The sequence below is a fragment of the Erwinia sp. V90_4 genome, from assembly GCF_029967685.1.
Lineage (GTDB): Bacteria > Pseudomonadota > Gammaproteobacteria > Enterobacterales > Enterobacteriaceae > Erwinia > Erwinia aphidicola.
On record NZ_JASCAQ010000043.1, the window covers coordinates 99,314 to 121,207 of the forward strand.

The following is a 21,894-nucleotide window of genomic DNA, read 5'->3' on the forward strand; positions in this document are numbered from 1 at the left end:
TTACAGCCGCACCGCCTGAAACAGCGCGCTTAGCCCTAATCCTCCGGCAATGCCGAGCATCGCTAGCCCGTAGCCACTCCCCTGCTGTTTGCCGACCAGCTGGCTGAACAGGCGCGTCACCATAATGGCACCGGAAGCGCCGTAAGGGTGGCCGAGGGCGATCGCCCCGCCCTGCACATTAATGCGCTGCTCATCAATGCCCAGCGCGTCCACCGAACCCAGTACCTGCGCGGCGAAGGCCTCGTTAAACTCAATCACGGGTATAGCATCCAGCGTCAGCTGCGGCTGGCGCGCCAGTAGCTTTTGCGTGGCGGGCACCGGGCCGAGGCCCAGCAGGTTCGGGTCAACGCCCGCACTACAGGCATCGGCAAACAGCAGCCCCTCGCTAAAACCGCACTCGCGCGCTTTGCGGCGGCTCATCACCAGCAGCAGCGAAGCGCCGTCATTTAGCGGGCAGCAGTTGCCTGCGGTCACCGTGCCGTTGGCGGCGAAAACCGGGGAAAGTGCCGCCAGCCGCTCAAGGGAGGTGCCGGGGCGCGGGCACTCATCGCTGGCTATCTGCTGGCCGTTCACGCTGAGCGCCACGATTTCGGCGGCAAATGCGCCCTGCTGCTGTGCGGCGACGGCGCGCTGATGGCTGCGCAGGGCAAACTGGTCCTGACGCTGGCGGCCGATGCCGCAGTGCTGCGCGACATTTTCGGCGGCGATGCCCATCTCCGGGTCTCCCACCTCCTCCGGCGAGAAGCGCGCACGGCCATAAAAACGCGGCATCTGCTTCAGAGAGCCGGGTTTCTCCACCCGCCACGGCGCGGTGCTGACGCTCTCAACGCCACCGGCCAGGTAGCATTCGCCGGCCTGCGCCTGCACCAGACGACAGGCGTTGATCACCGCCTCCAGCCCCGAGCCGCACTGGCGGTCAACCGTTACCGCCGGAACCGCCAGCGGAAGCCCTGCCGCCAGCGCCGCCAGGCGGGCAATGTTGCCACCGCCGCCGGTAGCATTGCCGATAATCACCTCGTCGATGGCGCTGAAATTTTCCGGCAGCGTCGCCAGAAGATGGGTAAACAGCGGTGCCAGCAGCGCTTCCATTGGCAGGCTGGCCAGTGCGCCATAAGCTCTGCCTATCGGCGTGCGGCACGCGGCGACAATCACCGGTTGGCTGTCACTCTGCGGCTGATAGTTCAGTAAGCTCTGCGGCATGGCCTGCAATCCTCTTTTCCAGCTCGTTACGTTTTATCTTGCCGCTTGGCGTCAGCGGCCAGCGGGTAATGCGGTAATAGTGGCGCGGGCGCTTATATTTTGCCAGAAGCTCCCGGCACTTGCCTGCCAGCTGGCGGCAGGCGTCGTCATCGGCTTCAACAACCGCTACCAGCTTTTTGCCGAGGTAGTCATCATCAACGGCGATCACCACCGCCTCAATCATTCCCGGCAGCGATTTAATCACCGACTCGATTTCGGAGAGATAGATATTATTACCGCCGCTGAGGATCATATTTCCCCGGCGGCCAATCACCGTTAAGCGCTGACGCGGGTCGAGATAACCGATATCGGCCACCGTCGCCATATGACCCTGCTTTACAAAGGCAGTGCCGTCATCGCCCCATAAATACCCTTCGATCAACTGCTCGCTGCTGAGCCAGATGGTGCCGGGCTGGCCGGCGGGCAGTAATTTACCGTCGTCATCACGGATGGTGATTTCGGTGCCGGGAAAAGCAGACCCGACGTTGGCCAGCGAGTCACAGATGTTGTCGTCATCCAGCGTCGAGACCGCAATAAATCCCAGCTCGGAAGCGCCGTAGTACTCCTGCATGCGCGCCGCCGGAAACAGCGCGCGCGCCTGGCGATAGTGGTTCATCTCCAGCTTGGCCCCGGCGCTCAGCAGGCTGCGCAGGTCGGGGAATTCTGCCCCGGCGCTGACGCGGGCGAACCCGGCGATCATCGTCGGCACCAGCACGATGCGCGCAATTTTTTCCGCAGCGATTAGGGCCAGCGCCGCCGCAGGCTGCCACTGCCCGAGGCTGTAAAAGGTGCCCCCGGCATACAGCGTTTCATTCAGGCAGTAGAGGCCAATGCCGTGCGACAGCGGGCCAGGAAAAAGGGTTGACGGCGCTGCGGTCAGCTGGAAAATCGCCTCGCCGTTTTCAAAGCTGCAGCGCCACGAGCGGCGCGAGCGGATAAAGGCTTTTGGCAGGCTGGTGGTGCCGGAGGTGAAGTTGATCAGAAACGGCGTTGGCGCCTGCATCTGGGCACAAAACTCCCCCTCCTCCAGCGCTTGGTCGGCGGGCTGCCAGCTGTCCACCGCCAGCCAGCGGATCGCAAGCTGCTCCGCCACGGCGATCAGCTGATGGTCCTGCTGTTTCAGCAGCAGCAGGCCGGGCGCCAGGCGGCTCAGCATATCGCGCAGCTGCTCAAGCGGGGCCTGCGGGTCGATAATCGCGGCGGTGTAGGGATGCGCGGTGGCGGCAAGCCAGGCGACGGGAAAAGCAAGGTGGTTACCGGTGGCAATCGCCACAGTGCCGGATGCATTCGGCTGCTGGCGCAGATGCTGATACAGTGCGAGGCCGCGCTGCCACAGCTGCTGCCAGCTCAGCGTCTGGCCATCGATGCTGACGGCGGTTTTATTCGGGATGTTGTTCGCGTGCAGCTTAACCCTGTCGTGGACCGGCATCTGCCTCAGGCCTCGCTGACGGGGAAATAGCGGGTTAACGCCTGGCGCGTTTCATCGGGAATGCGGCAGGATTTATGGTCGGTGAGGTCGACACAGACCCAGACTAATTTGCCGAGCGCGGCGGGAATGTTTTTTCCCTGTAGCATCAGCTGGATGCTAAACGTCAGGCTGCTGTTGCCGAGCTTCTCAATCGCCACCTGCGGGGCCACCACATCATCCACCGACAGTGGATGCAGAAAAGTGGCTTCGCATTTTTTAACGTGATACACCACGCCCGCACTGTCGGGGCGAAACAGCGGCAGAATATCCGCACGGCGAAAAGCATTCACTACCGCGTCTTCGCAGTAGTCCAGATAGACGGAATTATGCACGTGGCCGTTGAAATCAATGTCGCGCATTGATACGCGAAATGTTTCGCTATTATACTGATCCTGCATAAAAATCATTAACCTGTAAACCGGACAACACTGAAGAAAATATACCATGAAAGAGACTTTATTCACCAGAGCGGTGGTCCGGGAGTTCGGCAACATCAGCGACGTTGTGCAGCTGGAGCAGTGCGCATTAGCTCCGTTAGCGGCGGGTCACGTGCGGGTCAGAATGCGCTACGCCACGATTAATCCCTCCGATATTATTACCATTTCCGGCGCATACCGTTCACGCATCGCCCTGCCGTTCGTGCCGGGTTTTGAAGGCACCGGCACAGTCAGTGAGAGCCATGACGACACGCTGGCCGTCGGTCAGCGCGTGCTGCCGGTCGGCAGTATGGGCGCGTGGCAGACCTGGAAAGAGAGCGAGCCGCAGTGGTGCTTCACCCTGCCCGACTACGTCACTGACCAGCAGGCGGCGACCAGCTACGTCAACCCGATGACCGCGCTGCTGATGCTGACAGAGGAGCTGCAGTTTACCCCGGGGATGCGCATCATCATTAACGCCGCCAACTCCGCGATTGGCAAAATGCTGATCCGCATCGCCAACCATATGGGGCTGGAGCCGATTGTTATCGTGCGGCGGGCGCAGAACCTCGGCCTGTTCGCGGGTTATGCTACCGGGCAGGTGATTAACAGCAGCGCGGCGGATTATGCGCAGAAGCTGGCGGCGATTGCGCGCAGCGGCGGCGCGGCGGCGATCCTCGACTGCATTGGCGGTGACGAATCGCTGACGCTGGCGCAGGCGCTGGCACCCGGCGGGCAGTTTATCCATTACGGCCTGCTCTCCGGCCAGCCCATTCCGCCTGCGTTCTGGCGCAGTCGCCCGGACATTCGCTTTTCCAATTTCCATCTGCGCCTGTGGGTGCATAACCATGAGAAAGCGCTGGTGCAGCGCCGGATCAACGAGGTGATGGCGCTTATCCGCGACGGGGTGATCGCCACCGAAATTGTGGCGGAGTTCGCGCTGGAAGAGATTGATCAAGCGGTAAAAGCGGTGCAGTCGGGGGAGTTGCAGGGCAAGATTTTATTGCGCATGTAGCGTCAGAAACGGGCCGACCGAACAAGAGGGTCGGCCCCTATGCAGGTGTCGGGCTTATTCCAGGGTCGGATAGGCCCGGCGCACGGCGCGCACAATCAGCACCGCCAGCACCACTTTAACGATATCCCCCGGCAGGAAGCCGAGAGAACCCAGCGCCGCCTGCTTAAGCGGCAGCCCCGCCACCAGCGCAATCCACGGAATACCCGCCGAGTAGATCAGCACCACGCCGCCCAGCGTCAGGAACAGCAGCTCTTTCACCAGCGTTAGCGATCGCAGATTACGCTGATACAGCCAGCCTGTCAGCAGTGCCGCCAGCGGCCACGAGAGGATAAATCCGCCGCTGGTGCCGAGGAAAACGCCAAGGCCACCGCGCCCACCGGCCAGCAGCGGCAGGCCAATTGCCACCAGCAGTACAAACAGCGCCAGCGCCAGCGCGCCGCGTTTGGCTCCGGCAATCGCTCCGGCCAGCATCGGGCCTAGCGTCTGGGCGGTGATCGGTACCGCAATCACCGGCAGGCTGAAGGCCGGGAACAGGCCCAGCGCGGCGGTGATCGCAGCAAACAGCGCGATATACACAATATCTCGGGTCGACATTACTCTCTCACTTTTTCAGCATCGCTGCGCTCACGGCGCAGCTGGGGGTCCCAGGCGCGGGCTTCCAGCGCGGCGGCAATATCATCGGCCATCTTCAGGGTACGTACAATTACCGGGATCGCGACCGCCAGCACGCTGCGATCCAGCCCGCGCGCCTTTTGCGCTTCGCGCACTTCGGCGGTGATCCCCGCCAGCACCGGAATAAAGCGCAGCGCCAGCGACAGCGCCAGGCTGACTTTGGCCGGGTTGATGCGCAGGAAGCGCAGCCAGAACAGCCCTTTCTCCAGCGCGTCGATCATCTCTGAAGTGCGGGTGGTGAGCGTCACCAGTGCCGCCATCAGCATCAGCGCCGCCAGGCGGGCAATCACCAGCACCCCGGACTGCCAGCTGACCATCCACCACTGCACGGCAAACAGCAGCACCAGCACCCACAGCAGCGGCTTCAGCTGCAGCAGCATAATACGCAGGCTGATGCGTGCCAGCGGATAGAGCAGCATCACCACCAGCAGCGCGCCAAGCGTCGCATCCAGGCGCGGGAAGACAAACAGCAGCGTGCCGAGGATCGCCAGCGTGAGGATCTTGATGCCCGGCGGCAAACGGTGCAGCGGGGAATGACCCGGAATATAGTCGCTCAGCGTCATGACATCATCCTGACATACTCTTTCAGCGCCACGGCGGGCACATCGTCAATCACCACTTTGCCGTGGTCGAACACCAGCACGCGCTCGAAATCCTGCAAAAACTCCAGATCGTGCGAGACCACAATAGCGGTCTGCTCGAGGTCGGCAATCGCCTGGGCAATCCGGCGCTTGTTGCGCAGATCCAGCAGCGTCGTCGGCTCATCAAACACGATGTACTCCGGCGCCATCACCAGCACGCCGGAGATCGCCAGCAGCTGTTTCTGACCGCCGCTCAGCAGGTGCGCCGGATGCTGGCGAAACGCCTGCATATCGTAGCGCGCCAGTGCGGCATCGCTGCGCTCGCGGATCACGGCCTTCGACAGGCCAAGATTTTTCATCCCGAAGGCGAGATCTTCCTCCACCACCGGAAAAACAATCTGATTATCCGGGTTCTGGAAAACAAAGCCGACTTTGCGCCGCACCGCTTTACCGTGCTGGCGAGTGTTGAGGCCGTCGACCAGCACCTCGCCCTGCTTCGGCAGCAGCAGGCCATTCAGCAGGCGGACAAAGGTGCTTTTACCGCAGCCGTTGCTGCCGACGATACCGATGCGTTTTTCCGTCAGCTGCAGATTGATATTGTCGAGTACCGTGCGCTCACCGTAAGCGTGCGATACCCCTTTCAGTTCCAGCATGAAGTCTCCTGGCTCAGGCGGGTTTGCGCGGGCGATACTGGCGGCCAATGGTCAGCTGCTCGACCACGGCGGCAGGCGACAGCGACATAACGAAATCGACGGCGCGGCAGATATCTTCGCTGCTCAGCATCTCGTCCGGCGTCAGTCCTGAACCCTGCGCCATATCGGTATCCACCACGTCCGGGCACAGAGTAGTGACTTTAATCCCCTGTGCGCCCAGCTCGCGTGCAATCGAGCGGCTGTAGCCAACCAGTGCATGTTTGCTGGCGGCATAGCTGGCGATGCTGCCGTAAGGCTGCACGCCGCTGACCGAAGCCAGATTAAAGATGCGCGCGTCCGGCGCACGCAGCAGCCACGGCGTACAGAGCTGGCACAGGTGATGAATGGCGGTGACATTGGTGGCCAGCATCGCGCTGAAGTCATCGACTGGGGTGCAGGTCGACCCGGCGCGGAAGATCCCGGCGGCGTTGATCAGGACATCAAGCTGCTGATGCTGGCTGAGTGCCTGCTGCACCTGCTGTGCAACGGCAGGATAGTCACAGACGTCGAGCGCCAGCGTCTGTAAGCGTGCGGGATCGCGCGTGGCGGCAAAGCTTGCCAGCGCCTGCGCATCACGCGCCAGTAGAATCAGATGATAGCCCTGCTCATAGAAATGGCGGGCAAGATGGTGACCGATACCGCGGGAGGCACCGGTAATCAGTGCGACTTTGTTTAACACAACACGCCTTTTAGCTGGGCAGAAATTGCCTGCAAAGATACGCGAATTTTCGTCGCCCTGCGCGGATTTTTAGCGGGGTACAGTAAGCAAAACGGCTCCCGCAGGAGCCGTTTCTAACGCGTCAGCGAATTATTTCTTTTTCGCTTTCGGGTTTGGCAGGTCGGTGATGCTGCCTTCGAAGATTTCCGCCGCCAGACCAACCGATTCGTGCAGGGTTGGGTGAGCGTGGATGGTCAGCGCCAGATCTTCAGCGTCACAACCCATCTCGATAGCCAGACCGATTTCACCCAGCAGCTCGCCGCCGTTGGTGCCGACAATCGCACCACCGATCACGCGGTGAGTCTCTTTGTCGAAGATCAGTTTGGTCATGCCGTCTGCACAGTCGGAAGCGATAGCGCGGCCTGAAGCTGCCCACGGGAAGGTGGCGGTTTCATAGCTGATGCCTTTCTCTTTCGCTTCTTTCTCGGTCAGACCGACCCAGGCAACTTCTGGCTCAGTGTAAGCAATCGATGGGATCACTTTCGGGTCGAAGTAGTGTTTCTTACCAGAAATCACTTCTGCCGCCACGTGGCCTTCATGCACGCCTTTGTGTGCCAGCATTGGCTGACCGACGATGTCGCCGATAGCAAAGATGTGCGGCACGTTGGTACGCATCTGCTTGTCGACGCGGATGAAACCACGGTCGTCCACTTCCACGCCCGCTTTGCCAGCATCCAGACCTTTACCGTTCGGTACGCGGCCAATCGCCACCAGCACCGCGTCGTAACGCTGTGGTTCTGCAGGGGCTTTTTTGCCTTCCATGGTCACGTAGATGCCGTCTTCTTTCGCTTCTACCGCGGTGACTTTGGTTTCCAGCATCAGGTTGAACTGCTTACCGATACGCTTAGTGAAGACTTTCACCACGTCTTTGTCGGCAGCCGGGATCACCTGATCAAACATTTCTACCACGTCAATCTGTGAGCCGAGCGCGTGATACACGGTGCCCATCTCCAGACCGATGATACCGCCGCCCATGACCAGCAGACGCTCTGGCACTTCTTTCAGCTCCAGCGCATCGGTAGAGTCCCAAACGCGTGTGTCTTCGTGCGGAATGAATGGCAGCTGAATGGGACGGGAACCCGCCGCGATAATTGCGTTGTCGAAAGTGATCGTGGTGGTTTCACCCTTCTCATTTTCCACAACCAGAGTATTTGCACCGGTAAATTTACCCAGGCCGTTGACCACGTTCACTTTACGGCCTTTTGCCATGCCGGCCAGGCCACCGGTCAGCTGACCGATCACTTTCTCTTTCCAGCTGCGGATTTTATCAACATCGGTCTGCGGCTTGCCGAAGACGATACCGTGAGCTTCCAGCGCTTTGGCTTCTTCAATCACCTTCGCCACGTGCAGCAGGGCTTTAGAAGGGATACAGCCGACATTCAGACAGACACCACCCAGGGTGCTGTAACGCTCAACGATCACGGTCTCCAGACCTAAATCCGCTGCACGGAAGGCTGCAGAGTAGCCTGCAGGACCTGCCCCAAGTACCACGACCTGAGTTTTAATTTCTGTACTCATCATGACCTCTTAATTGATTGTCCGGCGGGTCAGGGCTTTGAATTTGAACGTCCTTCTTCCACCGGGACGCGTTCACCGCAAGAGTTTACAGAATTGTTAATAAACTGCAAACCGCGGTGCCACGAATCACTACAACATCTTACGACAAGGCCGGCTTTCGCCGGCCTTGTTAAGGGTTACATCACCAGACGGCGAATGTCGGCCAGTGCATTGTTGATGATGGTGATGAAACGCGCACCGTCAGCACCGTCGATGACGCGGTGGTCGAAGGAGAGCGACATCGGCATCATCAGACGCGGCGTGAACTCTTTACCGTTCCAGACCGGCTCCATCGCCGACTTGGAAACGCCCAGGATAGCCACTTCCGGCGCGTTAACGATTGGCGCGAAGTGAGTTGTCCCGATACCGCCCAGGCTGGAGATGGTGAAGCAACCGCCCTGCATTTCGCCTGCGGTCAGCTTGCCATCACGCGCTTTTTTGGAGATAGCCATCAGTTCACGCGAAAGCTCGGTAATGCCTTTCTTGTTCACGTCTTTGAACACCGGAACCACCAGACCGTTTGGCGTATCAACCGCCACACCGATGTTGATGTATTTTTTCAGCGTCAGTTTCTGACCATCTTCAGACAGCGAGCTGTTGAAGCGAGGCATCTGCTCAAGCGCAGCCGCGACTGCTTTCATGATGAACACCACCGGGGTGAACTTCACGTCCAGCTTACGCTTCTCGGCTTCGGCGTTCTGCTGCTTGCGGAACGCTTCCAGTTCGGTGATGTCGGTTTTATCGAAGTGAGTCACGTGTGGGATCATCACCCAGTTGCGGCTCAGGTTAGCACCAGAAATTTTCTGGATGCGGCCCAGCTCGACTTCTTCGATTTCGCCGAACTTGCTGAAGTCCACTTTCGGCCATGGCAGCATGCCAGGCAGACCGCCGCCAGCGGCAGCAGGAGCTTCTGCGCGTTTCACCGCGTCTTTCACGTAGCTCTGCACATCTTCTTTCAGAATACGGCCTTTACGTCCGGTGCCTTTGACTTTCGCCAGGTTTACACCGAATTCGCGTGCCAGACGGCGGATCACCGGGGTGGCATGCACGTAGGCATCGTTTTCTGCGAAATCAGACTTCGCTTCCGCTTTAGCAGGAGCCGCAGCCGGGGCCGCTTTCTCTTCCTGCTTAGGCGCAGCTGGGGCATCGTCTGTTTTGGCAGCCGGCGCGGCGGCGGCTGGAGCAGCGCCTTCCACTTCGAACACCATCACCAGAGAGCCGGTGCTGACTTTGTCGCCGGTGGCAATTTTGATCTCTTTCACGGTACCCGCGAACGGCGCCGGAACTTCCATTGAGGCTTTGTCGCCTTCAACGGTGAGGATCGACTGCTCAGCTTCAACCTTGTCGCCAACTTTAACCATGATCTCGGTGACTTCAACTTCGTCGCCGCCGATGTCCGGTACGTTAACGTCTTTTGCACCGCTGGCCGCAGCAGGAGCCGCAGCAGGCGCAGCCGCCGGGGCCGCTTCTTCTTTCTTCTCTTCGGCCGGAGCCGGTGCCGCAGCACCGCCTTCCGCTTCGAAGATCATGATCAGTTTGCCAGTCTCAACTTTGTCGCCGGTAGAGATCTTGATCTCTTTTACCACGCCAGCCTGTGGAGACGGGACTTCCATAGAGGCTTTATCGCCTTCTACGACAATCAGCGACTGCTCAACTTCAACCTTGTCGCCAACCTTGACCAGGATCTCGGTGACTTCAACTTCGTCCGCGCCGATGTCCGGTACATTAATTTCGATAGCCATTACTCTCTTACCTCTTATGCCAGACGCGGGTTAACTTTATCTGCATCGATCTCGAACTTGGCGATGGCATCTGCAACCACTTTCTTGTCGATTTCGCCACGTTTAGCCAGTTCACCCAGGGCCGCTACGACCACGTAAGACGCGTCCACTTCGAAGTGGTGACGCAGGTTCTCACGGCTGTCTGAACGACCAAAGCCGTCCGTACCCAGCACGCGGTAATCGCTGGCAGGCACATAGCTGCGCACCTGCTCGGCGAACAGTTTCATGTAGTCAGTTGAAGCCACGGCGGGTGCATCGTTCATCACCTGAGCGATGTACGGTACGCGTGCTTCTTCTGTTGGGTGCAGCATGTTCCAGCGCTCACAGTCCTGACCGTCACGGGCCAGTTCGGTGAAGGAGGTCACGCTGTAGACGTCAGAACCCACACCGTAGTCTTTCGCCAGGATCTCTGCCGCTTCACGCACGTGACGCAGGATAGAGCCTGAACCCAGCAGCTGAACTTTACCTTTGCTACCCGCGAGGGTGTCGAGTTTGTAGATACCTTTACGGATACCCTCTTCGGCACCGGCCGGCATGGCTGGCATATGGTAGTTTTCGTTCAGCGTGGTGATGTAGTAGTAAACGTTTTCCTGCGCGTCACCGTACATGCGTACCAGACCGTCATGCATGATGACCGCAACTTCATAGGCGTACGCTGGATCGTAAGAGATACAGTTCGGGATAGTCAGCGACTGAATGTGGCTGTGACCATCTTCGTGCTGCAGACCTTCGCCGTTCAGCGTGGTACGACCGGAAGTGCCGCCCACCAGGAAGCCACGCGCCTGCTGGTCACCTGCTGCCCAGCACAGGTCGCCGATACGCTGGAAACCGAACATCGAGTAGTAGATGTAGAACGGGATCATTGGCAGGTTGTTGGTGCTGTAAGACGTTGCCGCCGCCAGCCACGATGCGCCTGCACCCAGTTCGTTAATGCCTTCCTGCAGGATCTGACCTTTCTCGTCTTCTTTATAGTAAGCAACCTGCTCACGGTCCTGCGGGGTGTACTGCTGGCCGTTCGGGCTGTAGATACCGATCTGACGGAACAGACCTTCCATACCGAAGGTACGCGCTTCATCGGCGATGATTGGCACCAGGCGATCTTTGATCGACGGGTTCTTCAGCATCACGTTCAGGGCACGCACGAAGGCGATAGTGGTAGAGATCTCTTTATTCTGCTCATCCAGCAGCTGACGGAAATCTTCCAGCGCAGGCATTTCCAGCTTCTCGCTGAATTTTGCTTCGCGGGTTGGCAGGTAGCCACCCAGCTTCTGACGCTGGCCGTGCAGGTAAGTGTGCTCTTCCGAGCCTTCAGCGAAGGTCACGTAAGGCAGGTTTTCGATCTCTTCATCGCTGACTGGCACGTTGAAGCGGTCGCGGATGTAACGCACGCCTTCGTGGTTCATCTTCTTAACCTGGTGCGCGATGTTTTTGCCTTCCGCAGTCTCACCCATACCGTAACCTTTAACGGTATGAGCCAGGATCACCACAGGTTTGCCTTTGGTATCCTGCGCTTTTTTCAGCGCGGCATAGACTTTCTTCGGATCGTGGCCGCCACGGTTCAGTGACCAGATCTCGTCGTCGGTCATATCTTTCACCAGCTCTGCGGTTTCCGGATATTTACCGAAGAAGTGCTCACGCACGTAAGCGCCGTTTTTCGATTTGAAGGTCTGGTAGTCACCGTCAACGGTTTCGTTCATCAGCTGGACCAGCTTACCGCTGGTATCTTTACGCAGCAGCGCATCCCAACGATCGCCCCAGATCACTTTGATCACTTCCCAGCCGGCGCCACCGAAGATGCCGTCCAGTTCGTTAATGATCTTGCCGTTACCGGTGACCGGGCCATCAAGGCGCTGCAGGTTACAGTTGATGATGAAGACCAGGTTATCCAGTTTTTCACGGGTGGCGATGGTGATCGCACCTTTGGATTCCGGCTCATCCATCTCACCGTCACCGAGGAAGGCGTAAACGGTCTGCTGAGAGGTATCTTTCAGGCCGCGGTGCTCCAGATATTTCAGGAACTTCGCCTGGTAGATCGCACCCAGTGGACCCAGACCCATGGAAACGGTCGGGAACTGCCAGAAGTCAGGCATCAGTTTCGGGTGCGGGTAAGAGGAGAGGCCTTTACCGTGCACTTCCTGACGGAAGTTGTTCATCTGCTCTTCGGTCAGGCGACCTTCAAGGAACGCACGTGCGTACACGCCTGGAGAGATGTGGCCCTGGAAGTAAACCAGATCGCCGCCGTCTTTTTCGGTACGCGCGCGGAAGAAGTGGTTAAAGCACACTTCATACACGGTTGCGGAAGACTGGAAGGAGGACATATGGCCACCCAGTTCCAGATCTTTCTTGGAAGCACGCAGCACGGTCATGATAGCGTTCCAGCGAATCGCGGAACGGATACGGCGCTCTAAAGAGGTGTTGCCCGGGTATTCCGGCTCATCTTCAACAGCAATAGAGTTGACGTAGTTATTGGCTCCAGCACCGGCTGCCACTTTAACGCCGCCTTTACGTGCTTCGCTCAGGACCTGGTCGATAAGGTACTGTGCGCGCTCAACACCTTCTTCACGGATGACCGATTCGATCGCTTCTAGCCAGTCGCGAGTTTCGATCGGATCCACGTCATTGTTTAAACGTTCTGACATGGGGGGTATTCCTTATCTGTGTCTAATTACGTTGAATTGTCTGGAGCCTGTCTCTCTGTCCTCTGATTCATTGCAAAACACAGAGAGACAGGCCCGTCGTTTATACCTTTATCGGTATCTGCCGCGTTATTTTTACGCGTTAGTCCTTACGTTGCTGTAAACGTCGCAAGGAGCGCTCTCTACGACTTTGCTCCCGACTCCTGTCCAGCAATATTTCCTCGATAAACGCCAGATGGCGGTGTGAAGCTTCGCGCGCCTGTTCCGGCTCGCGTGCCACAATCGCCTCAAAAATACTGGCGCGGTGTTCACTCACCTGCGCCAGTATTTCACGGCGCAAGTAAAGCATTTCGAAGTTCTGTCTGACGTTCTGTTGCAGCATCGGCCCCATGCTGCGTAATAGATGCAAAAGCACGACATTATGGGCAGCTTCTGTGACAGCAATCTGATATTGCATCACCGCATTGGCTTCAGCGTCCAGGTCGCCGCTCTGCTGGGCGGTCTGGATCTGCACGTGGCAGTCGCGGATGCGCACCAGGTCTTCGTCAGTGCCGCGCAGTGCGGCGTAATAGGCGGCAATCCCTTCCAGCGCGTGACGCGTTTCCAGCAGGTCGAACTGGGATTCAGGATGGCCGGCAAGTAATTCAACGAGCGGGTCGCTCAGGCTTTTCCACAGGCTGTTCTGGACGAAGGTGCCCCCGCCCTGACGGCGCAGCAGCAACCCTTTGGCTTCCAGACGCTGGATAGCTTCACGCAGGGAGGGACGGGAGACATCAAACTGCACGGCCAGCTCACGCTCGGGCAGCAGTTTCTCTCCGGGACGCAGTGTCCCTTCCATAATCAGGGACTCGAGCTGTTGCTCGATGGCATCAGAGAGCTTTGGTTGGCGGATCTTACTGTATGCCATTATCCCTTCTTCTACGATTTGCCAAAGTAAATTGGTAATACCAATTTCCAAAAGGAGCCCGTAAAGTAACAAAGTATTCACCTGATGTCCATATGGCAACCGACTGAAAGCAGACCGTCGTCTCGTTCCTCATCAGGCAACAGGCCCCCGTATTCCCCACCTGAAGCAGCGCGGCAAATGTTAAATTTGGTCACTTTTTCGAAAGGCGGCAGCGGCTTAGTGGATAAGATCTGAAGGCACTATAAGAGAATGTTATTCGTCATTCGCTCCGGTTTATGCCAAATAATGGAATGTGAAAAGTGAGAGCGAACGTTGATTTTTTGGGCATTCTTTCGCACGGAAAGCAAAAGCGAGTGCAATAGGGGGCACTTAACACTATTCTCTTCGCCAGGATAGGTTTTGCCCTATTTTCGCTTATACCACAGCGTAAAGATTTTAATACATTACAAATATTCTACCCCAAATAATTCGGGCTTTAGCGTGAAGTACGCAGGGTAAATAAGAACGAGGTTTCTATGGAACAACAGCAGGGCGAAACGCTGAAGCGCGGGTTAAAAAACCGTCACATTCAGCTGATTGCATTAGGCGGCGCCGTCGGCACCGGCCTGTTTCTGGGTAGTGCATCGGTTATTCAATCTGCGGGTCCGGGGGTTATTCTCGGCTACGCTATCGCGGGTTTTATCGCCTTCCTGATTATGCGCCAGTTAGGCGAAATGGTAGTGGAAGAACCTGTTGCAGGTAGCTTCAGCCACTTCGCTTATAAATACTGGGGTAATTTCGCCGGTTTCGCCTCTGGCTGGAACTACTGGGTGCTGTATGTGCTGGTGGCGATGGCGGAACTGACCGCCGTCGGCAAATACATCCAGTTCTGGTATCCGGATATCCCGACGTGGATGTCGGCTGCAGTGTTCTTTATCCTTATCAACGCCATCAACCTGACGAACGTCAAAGTGTTCGGTGAGATGGAGTTCTGGTTCGCGATTGTCAAAGTGGTGGCCGTTGTCGCCATGATCCTGTTCGGCGCATGGCTGCTGTTCAGCGATACCGCCGGTCCGCAGGCCACGGTACGCAACCTGTGGCAACAGGGTGGCTTCCTGCCGCACGGTTTCACCGGGCTGATTATGATGATGGCGATTATCATGTTCTCCTTCGGCGGTCTGGAACTGGTTGGCATTACGGCAGCAGAAGCTGATAACCCGGAAACCAGCATTCCAAAAGCCACCAATCAGGTGATCTACCGCATTTTGATCTTCTATATCGGCTCGCTGGCGGTGCTGCTTTCTCTGCTGCCCTGGACCCGCGTCACCGCTGACACCAGCCCGTTTGTACTGATCTTCCACGAGCTGGGCGATGCGCTGGTAGCCAATGCGCTCAACGTGGTGATCCTCACCGCTGCCCTGTCGGTGTACAACAGCTGTGTTTACTGTAACAGCCGCATGCTGTTCGGCCTGGCGCAGCAGGGCAATGCCCCGAAAGCGCTGCTGAAAGTCGACAGCCGTGGCGTGCCGGTGATCTCAATCCTGTTCTCTGCGCTAGCCACCGGCCTGTGCGTACTGCTCAACTATCTGATGCCGGGCGAGGCCTTTGGCCTGCTGATGGCGCTGGTGGTTTCTGCACTGGTGATTAACTGGGCGATGATCAGCCTGGCGCACATGAAGTTTCGCCGTAAGAAAGACCAGCAGGGGGTGAAAACCCGCTTCCCGGCGCTGCTTTACCCGCTGGGCAACTGGATCTGCCTGCTGTTCCTTGCCGGGATTCTGGTGCTGATGGCCATGACCCCGGGTATGGCGATCTCGGTGTGGCTGATCCCGGTCTGGGTGGCTATCCTCGGCGTCGGCTACTGGGTGAAGAACCGCGCACAGCGCGCGTAAACATTACCCGCGCTTTTGATTCGGCCAGCACCCGCTGGCCGAATTGTTATCTGCCTCACACTTTCCCCCTCCCAGGCGTTTTGTCCATCTCTGCGACGTTTTACACCTGCGCACGCCGTGCGTTAAGCGTGAATACTCTCGAGCACTAACGACAAGCGGGAGAATTATCCATGAAGGGCACAGCACTCTCTGTCAGAGAGAAGATTGGCTACGGAATGGGCGATGCCGGGTGCAATATGATCGGCGGCGCCATTATGCTTTTTCTTAACTATTTCTACACCGATGTCTTTGGCCTGGCTCCGGCGCTGGTGGGCATTTTACTGCTGTCGGTCAGGGTGCTGGATGCGGTTACCGACCCGATTATGGGCGCGATTGCCGACCGTACTCAGAGCCGCTGGGGGCGCTTTCGCCCGTGGCTGCTGTGGATCTCCCTGCCCTATGTCCTGTTTAGCGTGCTGATGTTCACCACCCCGGACTGGAGCTACCAGAGCAAAGTCATCTGGGCGTTTGTCACCTATTTCCTGATGTCGCTCACCTATACCGCCATCAATATTCCCTACTGCTCGCTCGGTGGGGTGATCACCAATGACCCGGGGGAACGCGTCTCCTGCCAGTCTTACCGCTTTGTCATGGTGGGGATTGCCACCCTGATCCTGTCACTGACGCTGCTGCCGCTGGCGGAGTGGTTCGGCGGCGCAGATAAAGCGCGCGGCTACCAGATGGCGATGGGCGTGATGGCCCTGGTGGCGCTGCTGATGTTCCTGTTCTGCTTCGCCACGGTGCGCGAACGTATCCGACCGGCGGTGCCGAGCAATGACGATCTGAAAGCCGACCTGCGCGACGTGTGGAAAAACGATCAGTGGGTACGCATCCTGCTGCTGACGCTGTGCAACGTCTGCCCTGGCTTTATCCGCATGGCGGCCACCATGTATTACGTCACCTGGGTGATGCAGCAGTCGACCCATTTCGCCACGCTGTTTATCAGCCTTGGCGTAGTGGGCATGATGCTCGGCAGCACGCTGGCGAAAGTGCTGACCGACCGCTGGTGCAAACTGAAGGTGTTTTTCTGGACCAACATCGCGCTGGCGATCTTCTCCAGCGGCTTTTACTTCCTTAACCCGCAGGCCACCGTACTGGTGCTGGTGATGTACTTCCTGCTGAATATTCTGCATCAGATCCCATCACCGCTGCACTGGTCGCTGATGGCAGACGTGGATGACTACGGCGAGTGGAAAACCGGCAAGCGCATTACCGGGATTAGCTTCTCCGGCAACCTGTTCTTCCTCAAAGTCGGGCTGGCGGTTGCCGGAGCGATGGTCGGTTTCCTGCTGTCATGGTACGGCTACGACGCGGGTGCTAAGCAGCAAAGCCCGGCGGCGCTGAACGGTATTGTGCTGCTGTTCACCGTGATCCCCGGCGTGGGCTATCTGATCACTGCGGGCGTAGTGCGCCTGCTGAAGGTAGACCGCACGCTGATGCAGCAGATCCAGCGGGAGCTGGAACAGCGCCGGGTCAATTACCAGGAACTCAATGACTATCACCACAGCAAACCGCTGAAAACCAAACTTAAAGGAGCCGCCGATGAGCCACTGGCCTAATCCATTAATTGAACAACGCGCCGACCCGTTCATCCTGCGCCATCAGGACAGCTACTGGTTTATTGCCTCCGTACCCGAGTATGATCGGCTGGAGATCCGCCGTGCTGAGACGCTGGCCCAACTGGCAGATGCCCCGGCGACCGTCGTGTGGCGTAAACCCGATCGCGGCCCGCTGAGCGCACTGATCTGGGCGCCGGAGCTGCACCATATTGACGGGCAGTGGGTGATCTATTTTGCCGCCGCGCCGTCAAAGGAGATTAAAAACGGCCTGTTCCAGCACCGCATGTTTGCCCTTACCTGCGATGATGCCGATCCCCAGCGTGGAAGCTGGCAGGAGCGCGGCCAGGTCGTTACTCCCATCGACAGCTTCGCGCTGGATGCCACCCACTTCATACATCAGGGCAAACACTGGTATTTGTGGGCGCAGAAAGATCCGGCGATCCCCGGCAACTCCAACCTTTATCTCAGTGAGCTGGCGACCCCGTGGCAGCTCAGCGGCCCGACGGTGATGATCAGCCGCCCGCAGTATGAGTGGGAGTGCGCGGGGTTCAGCGTCAATGAGGGGCCCGCGGCTATTCGCCATGGCCAGCGGCTGTTTGTCAGCTACTCTGCCAGCGCTACCGATGAGAACTACTGCATGGGGCTGCTGTGGATTGACGCGGATGCCGATCCGCTGGAAGCGGCTAACTGGCAAAAATCCGCCGCACCGGTGTTCACCACCAGCTGGGAGAACCGTCAGTATGGCCCGGGGCATAACAGCTTTACGCAGGGGGAAAATGGCGAGGATGTGCTGGTTTATCACGCGCGCAATTACACGGAAATTGAGGGGGACCCGCTGTATGACCCTAACCGCCATACGCGCATCAAAACCTTCAGCTGGGGCGCCGATGGCATGCCGCAGTTTGGCACACCACCGGCCGACACGGTGTTACACCAGCGTGCCGTAAATAGTCAGTAACGCAACCACTACCACCAGCACCAGCGACACCTTTTTCGCCAGTGCCACCGCCACGCGCGGGGTCTCTACCTTATCAAGGTGCGGATCGCGCGCCAGCGAATACTGCGCCAGGCGGGTCAGCACCTGATACTGCGGCGTATGACGGTCGCCCAGGGAGGCGAACCACGCGGGCAGCGCGCGCTCACCGTGACCCAGCAGCGCATAGGCCACGCCCACCAGCCGAACCGGGATCCAGTCAACCCAGTGCAGAATGGCATCCACGCCCGACTGCGCACGCGCCAGCGCATCCTGCCTGCGCGCCAGCCAACTCTGCCAGGCGCGCAGGAAAGCGTAACCCACCAGCAGCACCGGCCCCCACGGGCCACCCACCACAAACCAGAACAGCGGCGCGAGATAGAAGCGGTAGTTGATCCACAGCAGCGCATTTTGCAGCTCGCAGAGGAATTCGCGTTCGTTACATTCGCCCGGCACGCCGTGGATCAGCGTCAGCTCCTCCACCATCGCATTATGCGCGTCGGCATCGTTATGGCTGGCCGCCTGCAAATAGGCGTGATAGTGCAGGCGCACCGACCCCGCCCCGATGCACAGCAGCCCGACTAGAATCCAGAACAGCAGCTTCGGTACGCCAAAAAATAGCCCGTTCAGCGCCAGCAGGCACAGGGCAACCACCGCCATTGCCAGCAGCATCATCAGCAGCGTGCGCATTAGCGAAAAACGCTGACGACCGCGGAACAGCGGCATCAGGTGGTGGTCAAGCTGCCAGTGCTCCCCCATTTTAAACAAGCGTTCCCATCCGAGAACCAGCAAGAGGCTAAATAACGTCATGCCTTACTCCCATTAACAGTAGTCTGGGTGAGGTGCGCCAGCCCGGCGCGAAAACGTGGCCAGTCGAAGGACGGGCCAGGGTCGGTCTTACGCTGCGGGGCAATATCACTGTGCCCGGTAATATTTTGCGCAATCAGGGGATAGTGCTGCACCAGCAGTTCGGTAATGGCCTGCAGCGCAGCGTACTGGGCATCGGTGTAGGGCAGCGTATCGGTCCCCTCCAGCTCAATGCCGATAGAGAAATCGTTGCAGGCTTCCCGCCCCTGATAAAGAGAGATGCCCGCGTGCCAGGCGCGCAGATGAAACGGAACATACTGCACAATTTCTCCGTCACGACGGATTAGGCAGTGGGCTGACACCCGCAGATGGTGGATATCAGCAAAATAGGGATGGGCTTCAGGATCGAGCTGGCCGGTAAACAGCGCGTCAATCCACGGGCCACCAAACTCACCCGGGGGCAGACTGATATTGTGGACCACCAGCAGCGAAGGCGTTTCATCATCCGGCCGCGGGTTAAAATGGGGGGACGGCACGCGCCGGACGCCAGCTATCCAACCCTCTTGCAACTGCATACCCTGCTCTCCTGTGTTCAATTCCCTTCAGATTAACATGATTTTTTTTCGCTTTTTCAAACTTCTCTGCCCGCTGATTAGCGCCGAAGAAAAATATTTTTCTGATTCTGCATCCAATTTATCGCCTCAACCGTAGATAGCAGTGTGAGGCAAAAATGCCTTCTCTTACCCTGAGGAATTCATCATGAAAACATTCATCCGTTCTGCTCTGTGTGCATCACTGCTGTTTAGCGCCGCGTCAATGGCTGAGATGGCGCAGAATACCGTGATGGTAGGCGGGGCCGCTATGTACCCTTCCCATAATATCGTTGAGAATGCCCTTAATTCTAAAGATCACACCACGCTGGTGGCTGCGGTTAAAGCGGCTGGACTGGCAGACACGCTACAGGGCCCGGGCCCGTTCACCGTCTTTGCCCCGACCAATGCGGCCTTTGCCAAACTGCCTGCCGGCACCGTTGATAATCTGCTAAAACCGGAAAATAAAGCCATGCTCACCAGCGTGCTGACCTACCATGTGGTTGCCGGGAAATATGATATGCAGGCGCTGATGAAAAAAATCAAACAGGGCCACGGCAGCACAGAGCTGAAGACCGTAAACGGCGCACCGCTGTGGCTGATGATGAACGGCCCGCACAATATTCAGCTGAAAGATGATAAAGGCAATGTCGCCAATATCAGTACCTATGATGTGCAGCAGAAAAATGGCGTGATTGACGTGATTGATACCGTCCTGATGCCATAAAGATTTACCCGGTAACACCAGGGAAAATATTAAAATACCCGCAGAGGTTAAAAATAAGGGTATACACTTGGTGCAGCAGGATTTTTAACCCCTCTGCACCTTTTTTCAGGATGGTTCATGACGGACGACGTGATTGATAGCCAGGTTGTGCTGATGCAGGCAATAGCCGCAGGGGACAAGCGCGCTTTCGAAGCGCTGTACCGCCGTTATTCCCCTTACCTTTTCGCCATTGCACTGCGCATGCTGCACCGGCGTGGCTGGGCTGAAGAGGTGTTGCACGACAGCTTTCTCACCGTCTGGCAGCGTGCCGCCAGCTTCGATCCGGCGCTCAGCGCCCCCAAAACCTGGTTAACGAACATCGTGCGCAACCGTGCAATCGATTATTTACGCCTGCAGGATAACCGCGTTATCGAACTGGAAGAGGAAGCGTTGTCAGACGCTGACGACCCCACTCAGGATTCGCCGTTCCGCTCGGAATCGCGCAGGCTGGCTGACTGTATGGACCAGCTGCAGCCGGAACAGCGGCAAAGCATCCGTCTGGCTTATTATCAGGGGCTGTCGCACCGTGAAATAGCGCAGCATTTACAGCAACCGGACGGCACGGTAAAAAGCTGGATCCGCCGGGCATTAGCGCAATTGAAAGAGTGTGTGGGCCTATGAACAGCAGACGCGATTACGACTCAGCCCTGGCCGCAGAATATGCCCTTGGCACGCTGCGCGGCGCGGCGCGCCAGCGTTTCGCCCGCCGCCTGCTGCAGGAGCCTGAACTGGCGGCCGAAGTCGGCCGCTGGCAGCACGCGCTGGCGGAGCTGGACCACAACGTTAAGCCGGTTACGCCTCCGCAAGCGGTTTGGCAACGGCTGGCGCACAGCCTGCCAGCGGACAAAACGCCAGCCCGCAGCGTCGTGCGCTGGCCGTGGCTGGGCTGGGCGCTGGCGGCCTCTTTTGCCGGTGCGCTAATCTACACGCAGCTTACGCCCCCGCCTGCTGCTCCACAGGCCGTGGCTGTTCTCAACGGCAGCGCACAGCAGGGGTCGTGGGTGGTCAGCCTTAATGCGGCCAAAGACCGGCTGACGGTGCAGGCTATCAACGCTGCAGCCATTCAGCCAGACCGCAGCCTGCAACTCTGGCTGATCCCGCCGGGTGAAAAACCGCAGTCGCTGGGGCTGATTGCCACCTCCGCCAGCCAGCAGGTGAGCATCAGGCCCGTTCAGCTTGCCAGCCTGCCAACGCTGGCGATCAGCCTGGAGCCTCGCGGTGGCTCCCCCACCGGGCAACCCACCGGACCAGTCCTGTTTAGCGGCAAGGTCATTCAGCTTTAACCCCCCGTTGAGCGCCAGCGCAGAGCAAAATGCTGACCGCTTCGTCGTTTAACGCCAGCAGGCGTCGGCCATAGGCAATCATCACTTCACCGCCTGTGGTTAACGTCAGCTGTGCGCCGGACGCCTGTATCAGCGGCAGCCCGCACTGCCGCTCCAGCCTCTTCAGCTGAGCATTGACCGCAGAGGCCGATTGCTGCAGCTGGCCTGCTGTTTGCACAAAACTGCCCAACTCCACTGCCCGCACGAAGGTTCGCACGGCTTCCAGGTCGAAGGTGATCGGTTTCAACGGCGCCATCATGACACGCCTTTCGTGCGCTGAGGTGG

Annotated in this window: 21 protein-coding genes; 7 read left to right on the forward strand and 14 right to left on the reverse strand. The window is 58.3% G+C overall.

Annotated elements, in window-relative coordinates; translation table 11 throughout:
• Genes QLG07_RS10380 through QLG07_RS10390 form a run of 3 tightly spaced genes read right to left on the reverse strand, consistent with a single transcriptional unit; the run spans window position 1 to window position 3,114 of the window.
• Window positions 1–1,200 (reverse strand): thiolase family protein, encoded by a 1,200-nt coding sequence (locus QLG07_RS10380; RefSeq protein WP_282469166.1) that lies wholly within the window; start codon window positions 1,198–1,200, stop codon window positions 1–3.
• On the reverse strand, window positions 1,163–2,668 hold the full coding sequence (locus QLG07_RS10385) for an AMP-binding protein (protein WP_282469167.1): 1,506 nt from the start codon (window positions 2,666–2,668) through the stop codon (window positions 1,163–1,165). Before QLG07_RS10385 ends, QLG07_RS10380 begins: the two co-directional genes overlap by 38 nt.
• A gap of 5 nt (window positions 2,669–2,673) precedes the next feature.
• Window positions 2,674–3,114 carry a thioesterase family protein gene (locus tag QLG07_RS10390; RefSeq protein WP_282469168.1) on the reverse strand — a complete coding sequence of 147 codons (441 nt, stop codon included), beginning with the start codon at window positions 3,112–3,114 and terminating at the stop codon, window positions 2,674–2,676.
• A gap of 37 nt (window positions 3,115–3,151) precedes the next feature.
• On the opposite strand from QLG07_RS10390, the gene QLG07_RS10395 reads away from it, so the two are divergent.
• Complete coding sequence (locus tag QLG07_RS10395; RefSeq protein ID WP_191149506.1) at window positions 3,152–4,138, forward strand: zinc-dependent alcohol dehydrogenase family protein; 987 nt, start codon at window positions 3,152–3,154, stop codon at window positions 4,136–4,138.
• A gap of 54 nt (window positions 4,139–4,192) precedes the next feature.
• On the opposite strand, the gene QLG07_RS10400 is transcribed toward QLG07_RS10395, so the two are convergent.
• The 8 genes from QLG07_RS10400 to pdhR form a co-directional block, all read right to left on the reverse strand.
• A complete protein-coding gene (locus QLG07_RS10400; protein WP_191149507.1) occupies window positions 4,193–4,732 on the reverse strand; it encodes a biotin transporter BioY in 540 nt (179 codons plus the stop codon).
• Entirely contained in the window at window positions 4,732–5,373 is a 642-nt protein-coding gene (locus QLG07_RS10405) for an energy-coupling factor transporter transmembrane protein EcfT (protein WP_062818089.1), read from the reverse strand. Before QLG07_RS10405 ends, QLG07_RS10400 begins: the two co-directional genes overlap by 1 nt.
• Window positions 5,370–6,044 (reverse strand): ATP-binding cassette domain-containing protein, encoded by a 675-nt coding sequence (locus QLG07_RS10410; RefSeq protein ID WP_048914930.1) that lies wholly within the window; start codon window positions 6,042–6,044, stop codon window positions 5,370–5,372. The genes QLG07_RS10405 and QLG07_RS10410 overlap by 4 nt, the downstream gene beginning before the upstream one ends.
• 13 nt (window positions 6,045–6,057) lie before the next feature.
• A complete protein-coding gene (locus tag QLG07_RS10415) occupies window positions 6,058–6,762 on the reverse strand; it encodes an SDR family oxidoreductase (protein ID WP_282469169.1) in 705 nt (234 codons plus the stop codon).
• Between the two features lie 129 nt (window positions 6,763–6,891).
• On the reverse strand, window positions 6,892–8,319 hold the full coding sequence (gene lpdA, locus QLG07_RS10420) for a dihydrolipoyl dehydrogenase (protein ID WP_282469170.1): 1,428 nt from the start codon (window positions 8,317–8,319) through the stop codon (window positions 6,892–6,894).
• A gap of 176 nt (window positions 8,320–8,495) precedes the next feature.
• Entirely contained in the window at window positions 8,496–10,100 is a 1,605-nt protein-coding gene (aceF, locus tag QLG07_RS10425) for a pyruvate dehydrogenase complex dihydrolipoyllysine-residue acetyltransferase (protein WP_048914927.1), read from the reverse strand.
• A gap of 14 nt (window positions 10,101–10,114) precedes the next feature.
• The gene (gene aceE / locus QLG07_RS10430; RefSeq protein WP_282469171.1) at window positions 10,115–12,778 is read right to left on the reverse strand and encodes a pyruvate dehydrogenase (acetyl-transferring), homodimeric type; all 2,664 of its coding nucleotides are present in this window, start codon (window positions 12,776–12,778) and stop codon (window positions 10,115–10,117) included.
• 139 nt (window positions 12,779–12,917) lie between these two features.
• On the reverse strand, window positions 12,918–13,682 hold the full coding sequence (gene pdhR, locus QLG07_RS10435) for a pyruvate dehydrogenase complex transcriptional repressor PdhR (protein ID WP_048914925.1): 765 nt from the start codon (window positions 13,680–13,682) through the stop codon (window positions 12,918–12,920).
• A gap of 515 nt (window positions 13,683–14,197) precedes the next feature.
• On the opposite strand from pdhR, the gene aroP reads away from it, so the two are divergent.
• The 3 genes from aroP (at window position 14,198) to QLG07_RS10450 (ending at window position 18,109) form a co-directional block, all read left to right on the forward strand.
• The gene (gene aroP, locus QLG07_RS10440; RefSeq protein ID WP_048914924.1) at window positions 14,198–15,553 is read left to right on the forward strand and encodes an aromatic amino acid transporter AroP; all 1,356 of its coding nucleotides are present in this window, start codon (window positions 14,198–14,200) and stop codon (window positions 15,551–15,553) included.
• 170 nt (window positions 15,554–15,723) lie between these two features.
• Window positions 15,724–17,151 carry an MFS transporter gene (locus tag QLG07_RS10445; protein WP_048914923.1) on the forward strand — a complete coding sequence of 476 codons (1,428 nt, stop codon included), beginning with the start codon at window positions 15,724–15,726 and terminating at the stop codon, window positions 17,149–17,151.
• Entirely contained in the window at window positions 17,135–18,109 is a 975-nt protein-coding gene (locus QLG07_RS10450) for a family 43 glycosylhydrolase (protein WP_187498523.1), read from the forward strand. The genes QLG07_RS10445 and QLG07_RS10450 overlap by 17 nt, the downstream gene beginning before the upstream one ends.
• Here QLG07_RS10450 and ampE read toward each other — a convergent pair.
• The gene (ampE, locus tag QLG07_RS10455) at window positions 18,080–18,934 is read right to left on the reverse strand and encodes a beta-lactamase regulator AmpE (RefSeq protein ID WP_187498522.1); all 855 of its coding nucleotides are present in this window, start codon (window positions 18,932–18,934) and stop codon (window positions 18,080–18,082) included. The two genes, QLG07_RS10450 and ampE, sit on opposite strands and share 30 nt — an antisense overlap.
• Window positions 18,931–19,506 (reverse strand): 1,6-anhydro-N-acetylmuramyl-L-alanine amidase AmpD, encoded by a 576-nt coding sequence (gene ampD, locus QLG07_RS10460; protein ID WP_048914920.1) that lies wholly within the window; start codon window positions 19,504–19,506, stop codon window positions 18,931–18,933. Before ampD ends, ampE begins: the two co-directional genes overlap by 4 nt.
• A 184-nt stretch (window positions 19,507–19,690) precedes the next feature.
• Between ampD and QLG07_RS10465 the strand changes: the two genes are divergently transcribed.
• The 3 genes from QLG07_RS10465 (at window position 19,691) to QLG07_RS10475 (ending at window position 21,570) form a co-directional block, all read left to right on the forward strand.
• Window positions 19,691–20,248 carry a fasciclin domain-containing protein gene (locus QLG07_RS10465; RefSeq protein WP_048914919.1) on the forward strand — a complete coding sequence of 186 codons (558 nt, stop codon included), beginning with the start codon at window positions 19,691–19,693 and terminating at the stop codon, window positions 20,246–20,248.
• A 117-nt stretch (window positions 20,249–20,365) separates the two neighbouring features.
• Window positions 20,366–20,908, forward strand: a complete 543-nt coding sequence (locus tag QLG07_RS10470; RefSeq protein WP_187498521.1) for a sigma-70 family RNA polymerase sigma factor — start codon at window positions 20,366–20,368, stop codon at window positions 20,906–20,908.
• The gene (locus QLG07_RS10475; RefSeq protein WP_282469172.1) at window positions 20,905–21,570 is read left to right on the forward strand and encodes an anti-sigma factor; all 666 of its coding nucleotides are present in this window, start codon (window positions 20,905–20,907) and stop codon (window positions 21,568–21,570) included. The genes QLG07_RS10470 and QLG07_RS10475 overlap by 4 nt, the downstream gene beginning before the upstream one ends.
• Here the strand turns inward: QLG07_RS10475 and QLG07_RS10480 are convergent.
• Window positions 21,557–21,865, reverse strand: coding sequence for a LysR family transcriptional regulator (locus tag QLG07_RS10480; RefSeq protein WP_282469173.1), 309 nt, complete (start codon window positions 21,863–21,865; stop codon window positions 21,557–21,559). The genes QLG07_RS10475 and QLG07_RS10480 overlap by 14 nt on opposite strands.
• Window positions 21,866–21,894 lie beyond the last annotated feature (29 nt).

Coding starts and splice junctions, on each gene's coding strand:
- QLG07_RS10410 (WP_048914930.1), bottom strand. CDS start 6,044: ATGCTGGAACTGAAAGGGGTATCGCACGCTTACGGTGAGCGCACGGTA.
- QLG07_RS10470 (WP_187498521.1), top strand. CDS start 20,366: ATGACGGACGACGTGATTGATAGCCAGGTTGTGCTGATGCAGGCAATA.
- QLG07_RS10400 (WP_191149507.1), bottom strand. CDS start 4,732: ATGTCGACCCGAGATATTGTGTATATCGCGCTGTTTGCTGCGATCACC.
- QLG07_RS10465 (WP_048914919.1), top strand. CDS start 19,691: ATGAAAACATTCATCCGTTCTGCTCTGTGTGCATCACTGCTGTTTAGC.
- QLG07_RS10390 (WP_282469168.1), bottom strand. CDS start 3,114: ATGATTTTTATGCAGGATCAGTATAATAGCGAAACATTTCGCGTATCA.
- QLG07_RS10475 (WP_282469172.1), top strand. CDS start 20,905: ATGAACAGCAGACGCGATTACGACTCAGCCCTGGCCGCAGAATATGCC.
- QLG07_RS10445 (WP_048914923.1), top strand. CDS start 15,724: ATGAAGGGCACAGCACTCTCTGTCAGAGAGAAGATTGGCTACGGAATG.
- QLG07_RS10405 (WP_062818089.1), bottom strand. CDS start 5,373: ATGACGCTGAGCGACTATATTCCGGGTCATTCCCCGCTGCACCGTTTG.
- ampE (WP_187498522.1), bottom strand. CDS start 18,934: ATGACGTTATTTAGCCTCTTGCTGGTTCTCGGATGGGAACGCTTGTTT.
- QLG07_RS10385 (WP_282469167.1), bottom strand. CDS start 2,668: ATGCCGGTCCACGACAGGGTTAAGCTGCACGCGAACAACATCCCGAAT.
- lpdA (WP_282469170.1), bottom strand. CDS start 8,319: ATGAGTACAGAAATTAAAACTCAGGTCGTGGTACTTGGGGCAGGTCCT.
- pdhR (WP_048914925.1), bottom strand. CDS start 13,682: ATGGCATACAGTAAGATCCGCCAACCAAAGCTCTCTGATGCCATCGAG.
- QLG07_RS10480 (WP_282469173.1), bottom strand. CDS start 21,865: ATGGCGCCGTTGAAACCGATCACCTTCGACCTGGAAGCCGTGCGAACC.
- QLG07_RS10395 (WP_191149506.1), top strand. CDS start 3,152: ATGAAAGAGACTTTATTCACCAGAGCGGTGGTCCGGGAGTTCGGCAAC.
- ampD (WP_048914920.1), bottom strand. CDS start 19,506: ATGCAGTTGCAAGAGGGTTGGATAGCTGGCGTCCGGCGCGTGCCGTCC.
- QLG07_RS10380 (WP_282469166.1), bottom strand. CDS start 1,200: ATGCCGCAGAGCTTACTGAACTATCAGCCGCAGAGTGACAGCCAACCG.
- aroP (WP_048914924.1), top strand. CDS start 14,198: ATGGAACAACAGCAGGGCGAAACGCTGAAGCGCGGGTTAAAAAACCGT.
- QLG07_RS10450 (WP_187498523.1), top strand. CDS start 17,135: ATGAGCCACTGGCCTAATCCATTAATTGAACAACGCGCCGACCCGTTC.
- aceE (WP_282469171.1), bottom strand. CDS start 12,778: ATGTCAGAACGTTTAAACAATGACGTGGATCCGATCGAAACTCGCGAC.
- aceF (WP_048914927.1), bottom strand. CDS start 10,100: ATGGCTATCGAAATTAATGTACCGGACATCGGCGCGGACGAAGTTGAA.